Origin of the sequence: Acinetobacter haemolyticus, from assembly GCF_900406815.1 — a bacterium.
Taxonomy (GTDB): Bacteria; Pseudomonadota; Gammaproteobacteria; order Pseudomonadales; family Moraxellaceae; genus Acinetobacter; species Acinetobacter haemolyticus_A.
Map to the genome: position 1 here is coordinate 103,474 of NZ_OVCN01000006.1, position 18,029 is coordinate 121,502.

Here is an 18,029-nt window from a genome sequence, read left to right on the forward strand (position 1 = left end):
TGTTTAATCATTAATCAATTGCACATTCATTTACACGATTGCAAATAAAATAATTGACCGAATGAGTCTAGTGATTTGATGTAAACGGAACATGACATCTAACCGAAAAATCATTAGCATGACGTCGAAGTAATTTTTAAAAAAATGAAATCGAAAGGAAATAATGATGTTAGCTTACGATGCAGATTTGGAACTCTTCCGCGATAACTTTAAACGTTTTATGAGCGAACATATTGCACCTCATTATGAACAATGGGAACGTGAAGGACTTATGCCTCGTTCTGTTTGGACATTGTTGGGTGAAAATGGTTTCTTGTGCGTAGATGTGCCAGAAGAATATGGTGGTTATGGTGTACCAACGCATTACTCATTAATGTTAGTTGAAGAATCTGCACGTGCGGGTTATTGCGCATTATCTACCGCGATTTCTTGTCACTCTGAAATTGCAGCACCATATATTCAACATATTGGTACGGAAGAGCAAAAGCAATACTGGCTACCAAAAATGGTATCTGGTGAAGCTGTTGGCGCGATTGGGATGACTGAACCAGGTGCCGGTTCAGATTTACAAGCAATGCGTACGAGTGCCATTTTACAAGATGATCATTATTTATTGAATGGTTCTAAAACTTTTATTTCAAATGGTCAACATGCCGATGTCGTTGTTCTAGCGGTAAAAACTGATCCACAAGCCCGTGCTAAAGGCGTATCTTTATTGTTGGTCGATACTCATCTTGAAGGATTCAAGAAGGGTACAAATTTAGACAAGATCGGCTTACATTCCCAAGATACTTCAGAATTGTTCTTTGATAATGTAAAAGTACCTAAAGACCAATTACTTGGTAATGCAGGTTCAGGTTTTGCATATTTGATGCAAGAATTACCACGTGAACGTACAGCAATTGCATCAACTGCTTTAGGTGCAATTCGTGGAGCAATTGATTTAGCGACGACCTACGTCAAAGAACGTCAAGCCTTTGGTCAAGCAATTGCGCAATTCCAAAATACACGTTTTGTGTTGGCTCAAGCGAAGATTGATGAATTAGCAACAGCTGCTTTTTATAACCAAAACGTGGCGTTATATAACGAAGGTAAATTGGATGTTGAAACTGCTGCGGCATTGAAGAGCTTCAGTACTGATATGCAAATGAAAGTTGCAGATAACTTGCTTCAACTCTTCGGTGGTTATGGTTATATGACTGAATACCCAATTTCTCGATTCTTCGTAGATGCACGTATCCAACGTATTTACGGTGGTACCAACGAGATTATGAAAGAAATCGTAGCACGTGGATTGATTGGTAAATCTTAACTTATCCAGATTATTCAGCCTGCTTTTGAGCAGGCTGTTTTTTTATCTAAATAATATTAGTTGGTCGTTTTATAAATAACAGGATAGCTTTGTTGTCTCGGTAGTTTGTGTAAGGCCTTGTTGATCTTCATTAAAAAATCATCTGCTTGATCTTGGTTTGGCCAATCATTGTTGTATTGACTCCTTTTTTGTATATTTACCCCGCAACCACGTATTTCCATATTTTCAGGGTTAAACGACCAATCATTGGGGTTCGTTAAAGTAATATCCAAAGCGCTTCGACAACTTTGCCATAATACGACAAATTCATTGGTCGATTGAGGGAACAATCCCTCCGCAGGATAAACTGAAAAACCTTTCATTTCTGAATTGAAAAATTTTATAAACCTATAAGAAGGCATATCACCCCAGAGTATTGCAGTATCGGGAGGTAATTGAATAGCGGTCAGGTTTTGTTCCGCTAAAGCATGTGTTTGTTGCTCTTTTTGAAATGAGTGCTTTGTTTGGTATTTCAACTTAGTTTGAGCTGGAATTGTGATGCCGCGGACTTGAGTTGTAGTCTGAGTCATATAATAAGGCGATGTATCACGGCTACAACCTGTAGGATTATAGCAACCAATACAGCCAGTCAAAAGAATACTGCTTAGACCGAATGTTGTTATCAATAAGATTGTATTCATTTCAAGTTACTATTCTTATTTCATTTAATTTCATCATAACTCAAGAACGAAGCAGCAGTATTCAATTGTTACGCGGTCAGTGCGTAAAAAAGCTGAACATCAGATATTATGTCTCTGTGCTGCTCATCTATGCCCACTGTCGTCATGCATAAGATTTAGCTGTTTATAGGCTTGTTTAACCAATTTGCTTGGCGATCAATGCCTAATCAATAAATCATTCATAAAAAGAGTTAAAACACAGCGTGTTTAATAACATAAAGTCTTGTTATACTAGCTCGGGAAATCAATTCATAGATGAATTGTAATCCATTTTTATAGATGATTTTGCTGAGGCTACATTCAATGGTAAACGATGGACAGAACACATCGACGTCACTTAACTTAGAACAAATTCGTAATGATATTGATAGTGTTGATCAACAAATCCAAGAATTACTAAATCGCCGCGCTTCGTTGGCTGAGGCAGTAGCTAAGGCGAAATTTGCAGCAGAAGAGAATCCATTATTTTATCGTCCCGAGCGCGAAGCGCAAGTATTGCGTAAAGTCATGGAACGTAATCAAGGTCCTTTATCTGATGCGACGATGGCTCGATTATTCCGAGAGATTATGTCTGCTTGTTTGGCGCTTGAAGCACCGCAAAGCATTGCATTCTTAGGGCCAGAAGGAACATTTACGCAATCGGCTGTTTTGAAACATTTTGGGCAAGATGCGATCGTGCGTCCGTTACCAACCATTGATGAAGTGTTCCGTGAAGTTGAGGCGGGCAGTGCGCATTATGGTGTAGTGCCAGTTGAAAACTCATCTGAAGGAATCGTAAATCATACGCTTGATTGTTTTAAAGCATCTACTTTAAATGTCATCGGTGAAGTGGAACTTCGGATTCATCATCAATTTCTTGTATCCGAAAATACCCGCAAAGATAGTATTAAACAGATTTATGCGCATCAGCAGACTTTAGCACAGTGCCGTAAGTGGTTAGATGCACATTATCCAGGTGTGGAACGTGTTGCCCTAAATTCTAATGCAGAAGCTGCACGACGTATTCGTAATGAATGGCATTCTGCTGCGATTGCATCTGACATTGCGGCAAATATGTATAATCTTGAGATTTTACATAGCAATATTGAAGACAATCCTGAAAATACGACACGTTTCCTAGTGATTGGTCGTGAAAAAATTCCTCAAAGTGGTAATGATAAAACCTCTTTATTGATCTCAGCTCATGATCGTGCAGGTGCATTATTAGAGATCCTTGCACCGTTTGCAAAGCATCAAATCAGCTTAACCAGTATCGAAACGCGCCCAGCTTTACCAGAAAAATGGGCTTATGTGTTTTTCATCGATCTAGAAGGTCATATTGATCAAGAAAATGTAGCTGCAGCCTTAGATGAAATTCGTCCAATGGTCAAAGAGTTACGCGTACTCGGTTCTTATCCAATCGCTGTTTTATAATTTTTGACTGTATGGGTAGATGGTTTATACATCTATCCATATCAAAATCGTCTTATTAGGCAAATATGTTTTATGTCTCAACCATTATTTAAAAAAGTTGCATTCATTGGGCTTGGGCTGATTGGGTCTAGTCTTGCTCGTGTGATTGTGGCAGAACAACTTGCATCTGAAATTGTCGCTTCTACACGCTCAAAAAAAACATTAGATGATGCAAAAGCATTGGGTATTATTCAGGAGGGTTATTCAAATCCTGAAGATGCTGTGCAAGGGGCAGACTTAATTGTTTTGGCATTGCCTGTCCGCGCAACTCAAAAGGTACTCGAACAGATCAAACCTTATCTCGATGATAATGCCGTTATTACCGATGTGGGAAGCACCAAAGGCAATGTCGTTGAGGCTGCAAAAGCCGTGTTTAGTGAAGGTTTACCTGTTGGTTTTGTTCCTGGGCATCCTATCGCAGGAGCTGAGCATACAGGCGTTCATGCAGGTAAAGTTGATTTATTTGCAAATCATAAAGTGATTTTGACTCCTCTTACGACGAGTGCTGAATGGGCCGTTGAGAAACTAATTCAGTTATGGTCCGCTGCGAAAGCTGAAGTCATCTGTATGGATGTGACCAAACATGATGAAGTGTTGGCGCACACCAGTCATTTACCACATTTGATGGCTTTCAATCTGGTAGAGCAATTGGCAAATCGTGAAGATAATTTAGATATTTTCCGTTATGCTGCGGGTGGTTTTCGAGACTTTTCTCGAATCGCAGCCAGTGATCCACAAATGTGGCATGATATTTTTTTCGCCAACAAAACTGCAATTTTGAATGCTGTAGAAGGTTTCGAACAGCAACTTTCAGTGTTAAAAAAACTGATCGAACAAGAAGATTCACAAGCGTTGATGGGATTACTTGGGCACGCCCAAGCTGCTCGTCAACACTTTAACCATATGTTAGCCAAAAAACCTTTGATGGAGAAAAACAAGGTGACACAGCAATTTAGTATTTTACCGGGAAAGAAAACATTTACAGGTAAATTCACCGTACCGGGTGACAAGTCTGTGTCGCATCGCTCAATCATGTTTGGCGCGATTGCTGAAGGCACAACCCATGTAACGGGCTTTTTAGAGGGTGAAGATGCATTAGCAACTTTACAGGCATTCCGTGACATGGGCGTAAGCATCGAAGGCCCAAAGAATGGTGAAGTGACGATTCATGGCGTTGGAATGCAAGGCCTGAAAGCACCAGCAAGTGCTTTATATATGGGTAACTCTGGTACGAGTATGCGTTTGTTGTCTGGCATGTTGTCTGCACAGAAGTTTGATTCTGTGATGACAGGTGATGCGTCATTGTCTAAACGCCCAATGGAGCGTATAGCCAAGCCCCTTCGTGAAATGGGTGCACAAATCCAAACCACAGGCGAGAAAGGTACGCCGCCAGTAAGCATCACAGGTGGTCAAGTTTTAAAAGGTATACATTACGATTTACCGATGGCTTCAGCACAAGTGAAATCAGGGATTTTACTAGCAGGATTATGGGCAGAAGGCGAGACTTCAGTAACCGAGCCTGAACCAACTCGTGATCATACTGAACGCATGTTACGTGCTTTTGGGTATGAAGTGAAAACTGAAGGCAATAAAATCTCTCTTGAGGGTGGCGGTAAGTTAGTGGGTACGAATATTCAAGTTCCTTCTGATATTTCTTCTGCAGCGTTCTTTATGGTCGGTGCTGCGATTACTGAAGGTGCGGATGTGGTACTAGAAGCGGTCGGTATCAACCCAACACGTACGGGTGTGATTGAAATCCTGAAACAAATGGGTGCTGATCTGACTGTTGAAAATGAACGCATTGCAGGTGGTGAGCCGATTGCGGATATTCATATTAAAGGTTCTCGTACACTTAAAGGCATTCATATGCCAGAAGATCAAGTACCGTTAGCGATTGATGAATTCCCAGCATTATTCATTGCTGCAGCATGTGCGGAAGGTCAAACTGTTTTAACGGGTGCTGCTGAATTACGTGTCAAAGAATCAGATCGTATCCAAGTGATGGCGGATGGTTTGAAAATTATGGGCATCGACTGTACGCCAACCGAAGATGGCATCATTATCGAAGGAAAGGGCAAATCAGGCGATTGGTCTGCAATCTTCAATGGTGGTGAAATTGAGTCGCACCATGACCATCGTATTGCAATGAGTTTTAGTATTGCAGGTCTGAGAACTGCTGGTGCGATTACGATTCATGGTACTGAAACGGTTGCAACAAGTTTTCCGACATTTACGGAACTCGCAAATACCGCAGGTCTTGATTTGAAAGTTGTAGATGCTTAAGCAATTTTTAATTGCGCTATAACTTAAAATGAAATCTATTTAAAAACGAGCTAAGCTAAAACTTGGCTCGTTTTATCATCTACAGTGAAAATAACTTAGACTCGAATTGGAAAAAATAAGTTTAATAGGTCAATATGTGGGAAATAATCTGAGGATATGGGTTTTTATTCAAATAAAATTAAATAAAAACATTAAAAAATGGAAATTGTTTTCAAATACACTTTTAAAAAAATGTAAACAGAGAAATAATAGGGGGCTAGGTTTCCTATATTGCATTGAAAAAGGAATAATAAGATGGAATTAGATCGTTTCGATAAACAGATTCTTGAGATCTTAACGCATGAAGATGTGAACCTGAATGAGTTATCAGAACGTATTAATCTGTCTGTGAGCTCGGTGCATCGTCGGATCAAAAATCTGATTGAATCTCAGGTGATGGGGCAGCTAAAAAGAGAAATTAACTTTAATAAGCTTGGATTCAGTTTACATATCTTATTGCAAGTTTCCTTGAGTAAGCATGATAGTGAAACATTTGATAAGTTTTTAGAAGAATTAGAAGACATTCCTGAAGTGACCAACGCTTTTTTGGTCACAGGGCAAAGTGCGGATTTTATTTTGGAACTTGTTGCGCGGAATATGGATGATTATAGTGAAATATTATTACGACGTATTGGTAAAATCGACAGTGTTGTCGCGCTGCATTCCAGTTTTGTAATCAAAGAATACAATGTTTTTAACTGCTACAAGCTTTTAAATAAGCTATAAAAAATGCATCTAAAAAAGATGCATTTTTTACTCATCTTGATTGCTTATGCATCAAGCTGTTCCAAAACTTCTTCAGAGAATTCAACGTTGGTATAAACGTTTTGAACATCATCAAGATCTTCTAACATATCAATCATTTTCATGATTTGTTTCGCTTGATCAACATCAGTAATTTCAGCCTTAGTTGATGGGCTCATAACCACTTCAGCATTATCAGATTTTAAACCTGCTGCAGTTAGCGCATCTTGAACCTCACCAAAGCTTTCTGGGCTGGTAATGACAAGAATGCTATCTTCATCAACTTCGATATCATCAGCACCTGCTTCTAAAGCGACTTCCATGATTTTGTCTTCTAATGAGACATCTTCGAAAGAAATTTCACCACGTTTAGTAAACAGATAAGCAACTGAACCATTCGTTCCTAAGTTGCCATTGGTTTTACTAAAACAATGACGAACATCAGGTACAGTACGGTTTAAGTTATCAGTCATCGTTTCAACGATAACAGCAACACCACCCACACCATAACCTTCATAGGTTACTTCTTTTAGATCATCATTTTCTTCACCACCCGCACCGCGTTGAATTGCACGGTTAATGGTGTCACGTGTCATATTGACAGAAAGTGCTTTTTCGACAACAGCACGTAAACGAGGGTTACTCGCTGCATCAGGACCGCCTAATCTTGCTGCGGTAACAATCTCGCGGATATATTTAGTAAAGACTTTACCGCGACTTGCATCTTGTTTCGCTTTACGATGCTTAATATTGGCCCATTTAGAATGACCCGCCATGGAAGTAACTCCAAAAAAATAAAACTCAAAAAGTGCGTGAATATTAGCATAGCAAGGGTTTTGTTGAAAACTCTCGCCGCTAACATTCAAAATATAAAATTATGATGAAATCATAAAACTTGATCAGCTAATCTTTACGGCCTAATTTATTTTGACATCAATGTCATATTCGGAATAAAGGGATTTAATTTTTTCTAGATCTTGTTGTAGATCAGTCGGATAGATTTTTCCTAAAATTCCACCTTTCTTAGTGCGTGCATTGGCATACATTAAAATGATTGGAACGTTCGCTGCTTTAGCAATATGCCAAAAACCTGTACGGATTGGCTTGCGTTCTTCACCATCCTTTGCTCGAGTCGCTTCAGGTGCGATGACAAGATTAAACTGCTCATTCTGATTAAATAGCTCAACCATTTGAGTCACAATATCTTTGCTTGCCTTACGATCAACAGGAATGCCCCCTAAGCGTTCTAGAACGGGTTTTAAGGGACCTTTAAAAAGCTCTTTTTTAATTAAAGTATGAATTTTTAATTGTAAAATCTCAAATAGGGCAAGTGATAAGATCGTATCAAGGTTAGAGGTATGCTCAAAACCAATAATCACTTGTTTCTTTTCTAAAATAGTTGGATCTACTTTGTACTCCCAACCTGTTGCTTTAAATATAGTTTTTCCTAAAAATCTTCTCATGGTCACAACCATTACAACTGAATGACAGCAGTGTAATACGAGTTTTGTAGAAAATACATATCTGGAAAAACCAGTTTGAATGAAAATTTGGATGTCTCTTAAATGATCAAAAAAGCACAATATATACTTTACTGATTGTGTAAAGATCAGATAGAATCAGCGCAGTTAATGATTTTACTTACAATTCTGTATGTTTGATAAAATCATCTGCTTGTAATTTAAGTTAAATTTAACTAAAATTTTGCAGAATTTAATCATAATAATATGATTTAAACTTATAGGGCCTATAGCTCAGTTGGTTAGAGCAGCGGACTCATAATCCGTTGGTCCCGTGTTCAAGTCACGGTGGGCCCACCATATAAAACAACCACTTAGGTGTACTAATCCTAAGTGGTTTTTTAATATCTAGATGTGCGTAGTCTCGGTGTATCTGGATTTATTTCATATAAAGTAAGTTGTAATAAAAATATTTGAAAATTATTATAATTATTAATAACTTAATTTTTATAGTTGCGTATTTATTTGGTAAGTCAGTTTTGCCTTTCATTCTCCTTGATCACTTTTTATGATTTAATAAATTTATGAACAACAAAACAAAAAGAGAGAAAAACATGAGAATAGCATATTTAGGTGGTTTTAAGGCGGGTGAAGTTCTCACACTTCCTAGTGAGCACGGTGACCCTGTGCAATTAGAATGGATGACTCGGTATGAAGACAAGGAAAAAGCAGAGCAAGATTTAACGGATCATTCACAGCGAGATTTTGCGGTTACATTGAAAAAATGTGTAGTGAATTATCGTTTAATGGTACTGAAACGAAATAAAGAAATGCGTTTATTTTATGTTGAAGACGGATTATCAAAAGAGAAAACTTTTGAGCAAATGAATCATTACTGGAACAAATCCGATACGGTTGGTTTTGACTTTGATTGATCCTAGTCTGTATGTTTTATATCAAACTTTTAAAACTGGAAAGGGAATTTTTCATTTCATTTTTGTGCTATCAAATATTATACATTCTTGAACCTAATATGTTATTTAATAGCACAATAGGGGTTAACGATTATATTGTGATTAATAGTAGTTGATAATAACAACATTATTATTTTTTTCGGGTCTACTTTCAATCTTAATTTCAATCGTATTGTTTTTTTGTGATTCAGTTATTAAATCATTTAAGGTTATTGAATTATTATTTATTTTTTTACTTAAATTGTTGATGAATTCACAGTCTTGATTCTGGTGTTGCTGAGAACAAGAATCTTCAACGATTTGCCCGTTTATTTGTATCGTATTCGCTGCATAGCTCGCCGTGGCCAAGACTGTTAATGATGTAAATAATATGAATTTATATATTGTCTTATTCATATTTATATTCCTTTTATAATGAATTAATTATTTATTAACATATAAATTATTATAAAGGCAATCTTAAATATAAGGTGTTGATTAAAAAAGTTATTAAAATGTGATAGGGTTTATATTTTGATATAAAAATGATAATTTATTCTATTGTAGATATACTGTCTGTATATTTTCAATATTTTTATTAATGCGATTTTTTTAGTGCTTCTTATTCTTTCTATAAGAAATAAAAAACTCCCACTAGGGGAGTTTTGAAATTAATCATATTCAATAGTGACGGTTGCCATTGCTCGAACTGTACCCGCACTTACATTATTCGCAGTTTGATAATATTGTGCTGTTAATGGAACATTGTATTGTACAATCTCGTTGGATTTTACTGTACCAATTTCTAATTTATCACCTTTTTTAATTGTTTGATTTTTATTTTGATAATTCCAAAGTAATTGTACGCCGACACCATTTGCTCTCGTTGCAGCTGGGGCAGTATTAGAGAGCACCTGATTATTTGTTCCATCCTGAATATAGTCAAAACTTAGACTAATTATATTTTTTTCTTCGTAGCCTGTCGGGTTCTGACCACCATTACATAGTATGTTGAGATCAAAAGCTTGGGCACCTTGTGTTGAACCAATGCCTGTAAACCCTGATTTTGTCACGGTTGGCAGAGTAACAACTTTATTGATGTTACCTTGAATTTCACATGATGACGAAGCAATTGTAATGGCATTTCCATAAACAGTACTCGTCAAGAATGGACGATTGGCATGACCTGTCACATAATAGCTACTATATCGCCCAGGTACTAATGTTCCAGATCCTGTCTGAGCAGCTGTTTTGATAATTTCTACAACAAAATAACCTTGAGCTAAATTATAAGTTGTTCCAGTACTGAGATTTCTAGAATAGGGATAATAACCAGAAAAATTGGTAGCATTTTCAGCTTCACGATACAAACGAATACCAATACCAGGAATATTTGTCGTATAAATACTATTCCCTAAGATGCTAAGAGGATAGTTTTGAGTTAAGTCAGCATATATGCGATCTGAACTTGAATTACATCTAAGCGTTGAACCATTTGGATTAATAGGGAAGGTTGCTTTACGAAGAATAGTACCTACTGTATCACTAGGACGTACCACGACTCTCCCTACAGCCATAGAAATATCTACGGTAGTGAACCCTGAACTAAGCGTACATGCCGCATTTGCCTCGCCATACAAACCAAGACCAGCGGTGAGCAAAACACTGTTTAAGAGTAATTTTTTCATTTACAAACCGCCTCAGTCATTATTAAGTTTTGTTGATCTTGCGCAAGCTGAGCTGTTACGTCATAAGTAATCTCACATTGCTCAGCGCTATCATCACCCCATTTTACATACAGTTGATCATGTGCTTTTTGGGTACGTAAATACACCATGCTGCCTTGAGCAACAATACCAACAGACTCATTATTTTGATCAAATACTTGAGCTGCAAATGGCAGATTTTCACCAGTCGATGTTTTAGCAGCAATATAAATTGCATAACCTTTCTTCGTAGAAAAGTCTACTTTAGTGATAGCACCTGCGAATGGGGCAATGCGTTGGCTAGTTTCTTCAAGTTCAACATTTGTAGACATTTCTTGTGGATCAAGTGTGATGTCGTTTAAACGATATGGTGTTACATAAGGAATAACAGCATAGCCATCCTTATTGACACTTAAACCAGTTGTATTATTGACTTTGGCACCCGCTGCATCAGGAGCATAAACCAAGACCATGGTTTGACCTTGTTCAGGACCGAATAAGATACCCTCACGATGCGCAACAATATTTCCTGTTAAACTCACCATAGCTTGTTGATAGGTATCAGCAATACTATAAGAACCACCAACAGTCGTGAAATTGGTGCGATAGCGACCATTTACGTTGAATGTTGGATTGTTATTGTCTTGGTGTGACATAGATGAGCCATAGCTAAAGCGATCGCCAACAGTACCACTTACACCAACAGTGCGGTTATTTTGCGATGCGTTTGCATTCACATTCATCGAATGCTTTTTAAAGCTCAATGGGAAGGAGAGCGTCATCAAATATTCAGTGTCGCGTGTACGATTATTCGAGCTATAGTCAACTTGTCGCTTGGTTGCAGATAAACCATAAGTTAAACCATGGTAATTATTGCTATAACCGAATTGGTACTGTTTACCGCTTTCATTACGATTCCAATAATCAACCCATGAACCGACCATGTAGAAGTTACCCCAACCATCAGGAAGGCCTTGATTTAAGGTAATTTGAAATTCACTACGCTGTTTACCTACAGCATAGCTATTGATACCTTTATCTTCTAAATCACGGATTAATAGTGCATCACGTAATTTGTAATAATTTTCAGTCGAGTATCGATATGCCGCCAAGGTTAAATTGGTACTTGTCGGAGAGATTAACTTACTATAGCTCAAGCGATAACTTTGACCAGATTGAGACGCTTTTTTTTCAAAATCAGCTTCAGAATGGGTTACGTCAACTGAAATAGCACCTAAAGGCGTTGCAAATGCAGTACCCAATAATGCTGATGCATATCGCTCTGTTGCTTGAAAACCCGTGTATCCAGTCAGGTAATTGTTAATACCGAGTTGGTATTTACCTTGCACTACCCAAGGATCTAAGTCGATATCGCGATCGCGGAATTCTCCCGCCGTGACAGAGTAACGGCTCATGCCGGGTCTTAGCATCTGCACGACCGAAGCGTAGGGAATTGAAAATGTTTGAATATCGCCATTTGATTCAATCACAGAAACTTCAAGCTCTCCACCAAACCCAGTTGGGTAGAGATCATTAATTTCAAAACTACCTGGAGATACTGTGGTTTGGTAAATCAATTGTCCTTGCTGACGTACTTCGACTTTGGCATTGGTTTTTGCATTACCACGAATTCGTGGAGCATAACCCAACATACTATTTGGTAGCATGCGGTCATCACTCGAAAAATCGACACCGCGATATCCAAATGAATCGAAAACTTCACCATTGGTGAAGCTTTCACCTAATGTAAGTACACCACGATATTGTGGAAATGCACGTTGTAAATAGGTGCTTGTAGATTGATAATTTGATTTACTTTCTTTTTCGTTCGGCTGATCTTTCCACTGCCATTGACCATTGTGACGTAATTGCCAACCAGCAAGATTCGCCCCGGCAGTTAATGCCATAAATGCATTGGTGGTTTCTTTATTATCATTGCTTCGATTAAATGTTTTATATGCACTACCGCTATAAGATAAAAAGCCAGCATTTACACCACGATCCCAAACACTTGGATCGACATAGCCTTGAGCATTTTTTTGTATCGCAACCTGAGGAATAGAAATATCTACACGCAACTTAGACGTATCGAAATCGTAGTACGCATCTTCAATCCATTCATCTATTTTTAAACAACTATTTTGTGAAAGAGCAGATTGATGGATCGCTAAAGCATCTTGCTTAACACCATACTCAAGTAAAGTATTAGAGTTGAAACAGGTAACCGCATTTTGCTTAGGATCGATGGCTTTAAATTGCATGCGACGTTTGCCGAACCATTTACCATTGATATATACATCCACATTATATTCACCCGGCAATACTGGGTTACCGTATTTAAAACGTGAAATATCGATCTTTTGCGCGTCACCAATCAAAAATGAAGAGTCGAACTCAGCCTCCATTGCATTATTGTTCTTGAGTTCGTCTGCATACACCATCACTGGCATAGTCATGCTGATCATGCCAGAAGTAAGGTAAAAACAAATATGACGCTTTAATAATCTATATGGTGCGTGCTTTTTTGACATGATAAGGATCGCCTATATTGTATAGGTACTTAAAATTATTGGTTATTTGGATGGAAAATGATTATTGAAACTTAATCGGTTTCTCGACACGTCCGCCGTAATCATTCACATTGATAAAGCTCATTTTCTCAGTATTAGAGATTTTTAATTGGACTCGGTCTTCAGAAAATGGCTTTAACATTAAACCTTTAGGTAGCAAATCAACTTTTTTATCACCATTGACTTGATAGATTGAAGTCATCGTAATGTGAAAAGGCGTTGGGTTTTTGATGACCACATTTTGACCCGCTTTTTGCCATTGCAGCTTATCAGCTGCCAAGTTAGCATCTTCTTTAAGACTCGCTGGGCGGTAGAAGAATTTAATTCTTGAACGAATCGCAAGTTGTAAAAAATTATCTGGTGCTGACTCTGCGCCTTTACCTGTCGGTCGAGGTGGAATATCCAATACGTTTAACCAAAGTACAGATTCCTGCTGTTGATTTAGCTGTGATGCATTTGGTAAAGCGGTAATCCGGAGAGTTTGGCTTTTGGTTGCTTCAACACGTGAAATCGGAGGGGTGATCATAAAAGGGACTTTTGATTGATCAGGCGTACTTTTTGGATCTCCTTCATCAATCCAAGCTTGGACTAATGCAGGTTTTGAGCCGTTATTACTGAGTTGTAAAGTGACTTCACGTGCATCAGAAGGATAAATAACACGCGTGCCGTGAATGACAATCTCTGCATGAGTAGCGGTCGCTAACATTGAGCAGAGTGCAAAACCAGACAAGAATTTACTACCATTAAATGACATGTGAAACAATCTCAGAAAAAGGCAAAAGTTATTAAATAAAGAGGAGTTTCTATGCTCGTAAACATAGAAACTCGGTTATCAATAAATTATTGATAAATAATTGTGTATTGTACTGAAGTTGTTACTTCACCAGCAGTTGAAGCGCCAGTTGCATAGTATTCAGCATAGTAGTTAAGATCAGCGCTACCGCCTTCTACTACGTCAACCCACTGAGAGTTAGCTTGAGCACCATTCGTACCAGCAGCTAATACAGGGATTACTTGGTTGTTGTCACCGAGTAATTGAACATCAACGTTTTGAGCACCAGCAGCAGCTTGGTTGATTAAACGGCCAGTATTGAAGTCAACAGTTGCACCTGGTTCGAAATAAGTTGCAACTTTACCAGCTGAACAGTCTTCCAAGTTGATTTGGAATGGTGTACGACCAGCTACATCACCAGAATTTGCTAGAGTTTGTCTAGAAACTGTTGGGAGAGTAACAGTGAAGTCTTTACCTGCTGGAGTAACGATATTGCAAGTTTTGTCAGTTACTAAACCATTGATTGTAATTGTTCCGTCAGCAGCTTGTACATTTGCAATACCAACAACTGAAAGAGCAGCGATCAAAGCAAGTTTTTTCATAATAAATTCTCAAATACATCAGCTAAAAGTTTGAATTATATTACCTTTTCAGTTAAATTTTTGCGCTGAACAAGTAATGTGCGAAATATACCATTTATTAAATAAAATGCAAACTACGTCACAAAATTGCACTTGTGGATTTTTTGTGGAGATGAATTAAAAATAACTTATTGTTTATTTTTAACATTTGGTAAAAAATTACAAAAGAATAAAAAATATAAATCAGAATTTTCATAAAAACGATGAATTTTTATTTAATAAATTTTGATTGATTGTTTAATTTTTGTTCAGAATTAAGGGATTTTTATATGAATTTTTTATGACAATCGAGCTATTAAGTAGAAGAATTAAACTAGAGTCGAAAAGTTTAAAAAAAATGGTTAACAAAAACCTTCAACTATTTTTAAGAAATTTTTAAGTTTGCAGGACTAGTTTTTAAGCATGAATCGATGAAAAAAACACCGTCAGGAGATATTGATGAACATGCTTTATACCCATAAACCAGACTACTATTTCTTCGCACACAAGTTTGTTTTGTTCCTACAAGATTATTTGAAATCTCATCCGACAGAACAGCAAACCAGTTTTAATTTGCAAACGATTTATGATTTGTTTGGACATGATCGTGCTTCGAGTACTACTAATCTTGAAGGTATTCTAAATATCGCTGATGAATATGTACTTGAAACAGATCAAGGGAAGCAAGCATTGATTGATGCCTATCAAGTTCATTTAGATAGTCATATTTTAACTTTGGAATTTAACCCTAAAGCATTGCAAAGTCTAATCGCAGGAATTCAAATTGCACGACCACTTGCAGCGTAAGGTAGACTTAAGCACTGAAGCTGAATGTTTTATATATTTTAGACAAGTGTTTTAGCTTTAGCTGAATTTATCTAGGCTATTGGTTATGATGTTATTTCATCACATGATCAGAATAGTGCAATGGATAAGAATTTTGACTCTGAAACCTATACTGTAGATAAGAGTTTAACCGATACCTTAATGTGGTTAATGCGACATCAGGATGTGTTTGACTCTTTTCATTTTGATGTACACTCACAGGAACTATCCGTTACACATGCTGCTGGTGTAGATATTATTCGAGAAGGTATGTTTCTAAATGCAAAATATGGCATCTTAGTAACTTCAATTTAATTTTTCTAATTCTTTTAGTCTATCAAAAAGAACAGCCTTGCTTTGTAACAAGGCTGTTTGTATTTATGCACTCATCGCATCGATAGAAAGTTCAGCGATGGTTGGTTTTGGTTTTTCAGCAGTTAAACCTAATTTGGCAAATAACACTTGATCTTTACCTTCACCTGCATTTGGCGTAGTAAGAAGTTTCTCACCAGAGAACAACGAGTTTGCGCCAGCCATAAATGCCAATGCCTGATCCGAATCACTAAGAGATTCACGTCCAGCAGATAAGCGAATATAACTATGTGGCATAATGATACGAGCAACTGCAATGGTACGAATCCATTCTGTTACATCAAGCTTCTCGACATCAGCAAGTGGTGTTCCTTCGATTGGCACAAGCATATTAATCGGTACAGATTCAGGATGCACAGGCATAGTAGCGAGTTCATGTAATAAACCGATACGGTCATTGCGACTTTCACCTAAGCCAACAATACCGCCACTACATACTTTCATGCCTGCTTGACGGACATGGTCTAAAGTATTTAAACGGTCATCAAAAGTACGTGTACTGATAATATGTGAGTAGTATTCACGTGATGTATCAAGATTGTGGTTGTAATAATCCAAGCCCGCATCTTTTAAACGTTCAGCTTGAGATTGATTTAACATGCCGAGAGTCATACAGGTTTCTAAACCTAATGCTTTTACTTCGCGTACCATTTCTAGGACATAGGGCATATCACGCTCGTGAGGGTTACGCCAAGCTGCGCCCATACAGAAACGAGATGAACCAGAGTCTTTGGCTGCTTGCGCTTCACGAATCACTTTGTCGACAGCTATACGTTTTTCTGCTTCTAGTTTTGAGTCATAACGTGCTGATTGTGAGCAATATTTGCAGTCTTCAGGACATTTACCCGTTTTAATTGAAAGAAGTGTGCTGACCTGAATCGTGTTGGCTTGAAAATGTTGGCGATGAACACGTTGTGCTTCAAAAACTAAGTCTAAAAAAGGTTGATCATATAAAGCTTGGATTTCATCACGAGTCCAGTCATTACGTAGGGTCATTGTTATATCCATGATGATTGATTACAAAGATTGAGATTAATCATACAGAAATCATGCCAAAGCCATAGGGCAAAAAACATCATTTTTCTATTTGATGAACAGTAGATTGTTGCAATTGTTGTTGAATTGCCCAATCAATATGTACATTTACAATCTCATCATGCCAAGGTTTAGCTTCTTGCAATTTGGCTATGATTTCATTTGAGTATGGCGCATTTCCGAGTCCGATTGCAATATTACGTTTAAAGGATTGATAGCCTGTGCGTCGTATTGGACTGCCTTCAGTATTTGCTAGAAAAGTTGCTTCATCCCACTGCCAAATATCCAGTAAGCTAATATTGTCTAAGCCATGTCTAGGATCAAAATCTGGAATTGTTGCTGTCTTCGCGAAGCCGTTCCACGGACAAATTAACTGACAATCATCACAACCAAAAATTCGATTTCCAATGCCTGCGCGGTATTGTTCTGGAATAATGCCTTTATATTCAATTGTTAAATAGGCAATGCATTTCCTGGCATCTAACATATATGGTTCAACGATCGCTTGAGTTGGACAGATATCAATACAAGCTGTACAAGAACCACAATGCGCCGTTGCAGGCTGATCAAAGGGTAGCTCGAGTGAGGTAAAAAGTTCACCCAAAACAAAAAAAGAACCTGATTTTTTATGGATGAGTAAAGTATGTTTCCCAGTCCATCCCATACCTGCACTTTCGGCTAAAGATTTTTCAAAAATTGGTGCTGAATCTGCAAAAGGGCGTGACTCAAAATCGCCGACTTTTTCTTTAATTCGATTCGCTAAAGTTTTGAGTCGTCCACGCATGACTTTATGATAATCCCGCCCTCGGGCATAGCGTGCAATAATCGCTGAATTTGGCTCAAACGGTACATAACGGGGTTTAGGCGATGCTACAAGATAGTTCATTCGTACACAAATAATGCTTTTTGTGCCTGGAACCAGTAGCTTGGGATCCGCACGTTTTTCTAGGTTTTCTTCTAAATAGTGCATATCTGCATGATAGCCACGTTCTAAATATTCTTTAAAACGGGGCATTTGATCTTGAGCATCTGGTTTGGCAATGACACAATCAGAAAAGCCCAAGTCCAAAGCTTGCGCCTTTATCCAGCTTTTAAGCTCGTAAGGATCAAGCTGTTGAATCTCAATCTTTTGAGAAGAATTTTGAGAGAAATGAGTTGAGGCCATAA

The 18,029-nt window shown here is 37.8% G+C and carries 17 protein-coding genes and 1 tRNA gene; 8 read left to right on the plus strand and 10 right to left on the minus strand.

Annotated elements, in window-relative coordinates:
• The first annotated feature begins 166 nt into the window (after positions 1-166).
• Positions 167-1,312: an acyl-CoA dehydrogenase family protein gene (locus tag DK207_RS05775; protein WP_109440343.1), complete on the plus strand. Its 1,146-nt coding sequence runs from the start codon at positions 167-169 to the stop codon at positions 1,310-1,312.
• A 56-nt stretch (positions 1,313-1,368) separates the two neighbouring features.
• Here DK207_RS05775 and DK207_RS05780 read toward each other — a convergent pair whose 3' ends face one another.
• Complete coding sequence (locus tag DK207_RS05780) at positions 1,369-1,992, minus strand: hypothetical protein (RefSeq protein ID WP_109440344.1); 624 nt, start codon at positions 1,990-1,992, stop codon at positions 1,369-1,371.
• Positions 1,993-2,334: 342 nt separating this feature from the next.
• On the opposite strand from DK207_RS05780, the gene pheA reads away from it, so the two are divergent.
• From pheA to DK207_RS05795, 3 genes are all read left to right on the plus strand, one after another.
• Positions 2,335-3,444: a prephenate dehydratase gene (gene pheA / locus DK207_RS05785; RefSeq protein WP_004638697.1), complete on the plus strand. Its 1,110-nt coding sequence runs from the start codon at positions 2,335-2,337 to the stop codon at positions 3,442-3,444.
• A 72-nt stretch (positions 3,445-3,516) separates the two neighbouring features.
• Entirely contained in the window at positions 3,517-5,766 is a 2,250-nt protein-coding gene (locus tag DK207_RS05790; RefSeq protein WP_109440345.1) for a bifunctional prephenate dehydrogenase/3-phosphoshikimate 1-carboxyvinyltransferase, read from the plus strand.
• A gap of 294 nt (positions 5,767-6,060) precedes the next feature.
• Entirely contained in the window at positions 6,061-6,531 is a 471-nt protein-coding gene (locus DK207_RS05795; protein WP_004638699.1) for an Lrp/AsnC family transcriptional regulator, read from the plus strand.
• Positions 6,532-6,575: 44 nt separating this feature from the next.
• Here DK207_RS05795 and DK207_RS05800 read toward each other — a convergent pair whose 3' ends face one another.
• Positions 6,576-7,325 carry a YebC/PmpR family DNA-binding transcriptional regulator gene (locus DK207_RS05800; RefSeq protein ID WP_109440346.1) on the minus strand — a complete coding sequence of 250 codons (750 nt, stop codon included), beginning with the start codon at positions 7,323-7,325 and terminating at the stop codon, positions 6,576-6,578.
• Between the two features lie 141 nt (positions 7,326-7,466).
• On the minus strand, positions 7,467-8,012 hold the full coding sequence (locus DK207_RS05805) for a 1-acyl-sn-glycerol-3-phosphate acyltransferase (RefSeq protein WP_416224659.1): 546 nt from the start codon (positions 8,010-8,012) through the stop codon (positions 7,467-7,469).
• A 280-nt stretch (positions 8,013-8,292) separates the two neighbouring features.
• On the opposite strand from DK207_RS05805, the gene DK207_RS05810 reads away from it, so the two are divergent.
• Both DK207_RS05810 and DK207_RS05815 read left to right on the plus strand, forming a co-directional pair.
• A tRNA-Ile gene (locus DK207_RS05810) sits at positions 8,293-8,369 on the plus strand.
• Between the two features lie 254 nt (positions 8,370-8,623).
• Positions 8,624-8,944, plus strand: a complete 321-nt coding sequence (locus tag DK207_RS05815) for a hypothetical protein (protein WP_109440348.1) — start codon at positions 8,624-8,626, stop codon at positions 8,942-8,944.
• 141 nt (positions 8,945-9,085) lie between these two features.
• Here DK207_RS05815 and DK207_RS05820 read toward each other — a convergent pair whose 3' ends face one another.
• From DK207_RS05820 to DK207_RS05840, 5 genes are all read right to left on the minus strand, one after another.
• The gene (locus DK207_RS05820; RefSeq protein ID WP_109440349.1) at positions 9,086-9,379 is read right to left on the minus strand and encodes a hypothetical protein; all 294 of its coding nucleotides are present in this window, start codon (positions 9,377-9,379) and stop codon (positions 9,086-9,088) included.
• A gap of 254 nt (positions 9,380-9,633) precedes the next feature.
• The gene (locus DK207_RS05825; protein WP_109440350.1) at positions 9,634-10,650 is read right to left on the minus strand and encodes a fimbrial protein; all 1,017 of its coding nucleotides are present in this window, start codon (positions 10,648-10,650) and stop codon (positions 9,634-9,636) included.
• On the minus strand, positions 10,647-13,199 hold the full coding sequence (locus DK207_RS05830) for a fimbria/pilus outer membrane usher protein (RefSeq protein ID WP_109440351.1): 2,553 nt from the start codon (positions 13,197-13,199) through the stop codon (positions 10,647-10,649). Before DK207_RS05830 ends, DK207_RS05825 begins: the two co-directional genes overlap by 4 nt.
• 61 nt (positions 13,200-13,260) lie before the next feature.
• Entirely contained in the window at positions 13,261-13,992 is a 732-nt protein-coding gene (locus DK207_RS05835; protein ID WP_109440352.1) for a molecular chaperone, read from the minus strand.
• A gap of 86 nt (positions 13,993-14,078) precedes the next feature.
• Positions 14,079-14,612, minus strand: a complete 534-nt coding sequence (locus DK207_RS05840) for a fimbrial protein (RefSeq protein WP_109440353.1) — start codon at positions 14,610-14,612, stop codon at positions 14,079-14,081.
• 477 nt (positions 14,613-15,089) lie between these two features.
• Here DK207_RS05840 and DK207_RS05845 point away from each other — a divergent pair, with 477 nt between their 5' ends.
• Complete coding sequence (locus tag DK207_RS05845) at positions 15,090-15,437, plus strand: hypothetical protein (protein WP_109440354.1); 348 nt, start codon at positions 15,090-15,092, stop codon at positions 15,435-15,437.
• 120 nt (positions 15,438-15,557) lie between these two features.
• Positions 15,558-15,770, plus strand: coding sequence for a hypothetical protein (locus tag DK207_RS05850; RefSeq protein WP_109440355.1), 213 nt, complete (start codon positions 15,558-15,560; stop codon positions 15,768-15,770).
• Positions 15,771-15,833: 63 nt separating this feature from the next.
• Here the strand turns inward: DK207_RS05850 and bioB are convergent, their stop codons facing one another.
• Together bioB and queG are read right to left on the minus strand one after the other, a co-directional pair.
• The gene (gene bioB, locus DK207_RS05855) at positions 15,834-16,823 is read right to left on the minus strand and encodes a biotin synthase BioB (protein WP_109440356.1); all 990 of its coding nucleotides are present in this window, start codon (positions 16,821-16,823) and stop codon (positions 15,834-15,836) included.
• A 79-nt stretch (positions 16,824-16,902) separates the two neighbouring features.
• Entirely contained in the window at positions 16,903-18,027 is a 1,125-nt protein-coding gene (gene queG, locus DK207_RS05860) for a tRNA epoxyqueuosine(34) reductase QueG (RefSeq protein ID WP_109440357.1), read from the minus strand.
• Positions 18,028-18,029 lie beyond the last annotated feature (2 nt).